Below are 1,090 nucleotides of genomic sequence, written 5' to 3'. Positions count from 1 at the left end.
GTCGGCGCGGGCGGGGGTGTCGCTCACCGCCACGACATTAGCCCCCTTCCCGGAGGGGAGGTCTCCGGTGTTCCGGATCACAGCTTCGGTCGTCCTTCCGTGCGGTTATGGTGAATCGGGAATTCCGTCAAGTTACCGGCTGGTAACTTAGCGGCTGATAATCTATCGCACACGCCGTGCGAAAGACACGAGTGCTCGGTTCAGGCAGCGCCTTGCCGACCAAAGGCAGCTACACACAGGAGGTCGACGCAGACCCATGACGAACATCGTCGTTTTGATCAAGCAGGTCCCCGACACGTGGTCCGAGCGCAAGCTCAGCGACGGCGACTACACGCTCGACCGTGAGGCCGCCGACGCCGTGCTCGACGAGATCAACGAGCGCGCCGTCGAGGAAGCTCTGCTCATCAAGGAGCGCGACGGCGGCGAGGTCACCGTTCTGACCGCCGGTCCCGACCGCGCGACCGACGCCATCCGTAAGGCGCTGTCCATGGGCGCCGACAAGGCGATCCACCTCAACGACCCGGCCCTGCACGGCTCGGACTCCATCCAGACCGCGTACGCGCTCGCCGCGGCGCTCGGTCAGATCGAAGGTGTCGAGCTCGTCATCGCCGGCAACGAGGCCACCGACGGCCGTGTGGGTGCCGTTCCCGCGATCATCGCCGAGTACCTCGGCCTGCCGCACCTGACGCACCTGCGCAAGCTCACCATCGCGGACGGCAAGGCCTCCGGCGAGCGTGAGACCGACGAGGGTGTCTTCGGCATCGAAGCTCCGCTCCCCGCCATCATCTCGGTCACCGAGAAGATCAACGAGCCTCGCTTCCCCTCCTTCAAGGGCATCATGGCCGCCAAGAAGAAGGAAGTTCAGACCCTCACCCTCGCCGACATCGGCCTCGATCCCGAGATCTTCGGCGTCGCCAATGCGGCCTCGACCGTCACCGGTGTGACCCCGAAGCCGCCGCGCACCGCAGGTGAGCGCGTCGCCGACGAGGGCGACGGCGGCACCAAGATCGCCCAGTACCTGGTCGGCCAGAAGATCATCTGATCGCGCCCCCGCGACAACATCTGACATATCTAGGAGAGAAGTAGTAAT

Annotated in this window: 1 protein-coding gene; it reads left to right on the top strand. The window is 65.2% G+C overall.

The annotated features are described in order from the left end of the window. The first annotated feature begins 256 nt into the window (after positions 1–256). Positions 257–1,042: an electron transfer flavoprotein subunit beta/FixA family protein gene (locus R1101_RS0124105; protein WP_016935711.1), complete on the top strand. Its 786-nt coding sequence runs from the start codon at positions 257–259 to the stop codon at positions 1,040–1,042. The last annotated feature ends 48 nt before the right edge of the window (positions 1,043–1,090 follow it).

Source organism: Rhodococcus sp. R1101 (genome assembly GCF_000278445.1).
GTDB classification, from domain to species: Bacteria; Actinomycetota; Actinomycetes; order Mycobacteriales; family Mycobacteriaceae; genus Rhodococcus; species Rhodococcus gordoniae.
This window is presented reverse-complemented; position numbering and strand designations above follow the sequence as displayed.

What these genes read in the sequence shown, in the direction of transcription:
- R1101_RS0124105 (WP_016935711.1), top strand. Translation starts at nt 257, where the DNA reads ATGACGAACATCGTCGTTTTGATCAAGCAGGTCCCCGACACGTGGTCC.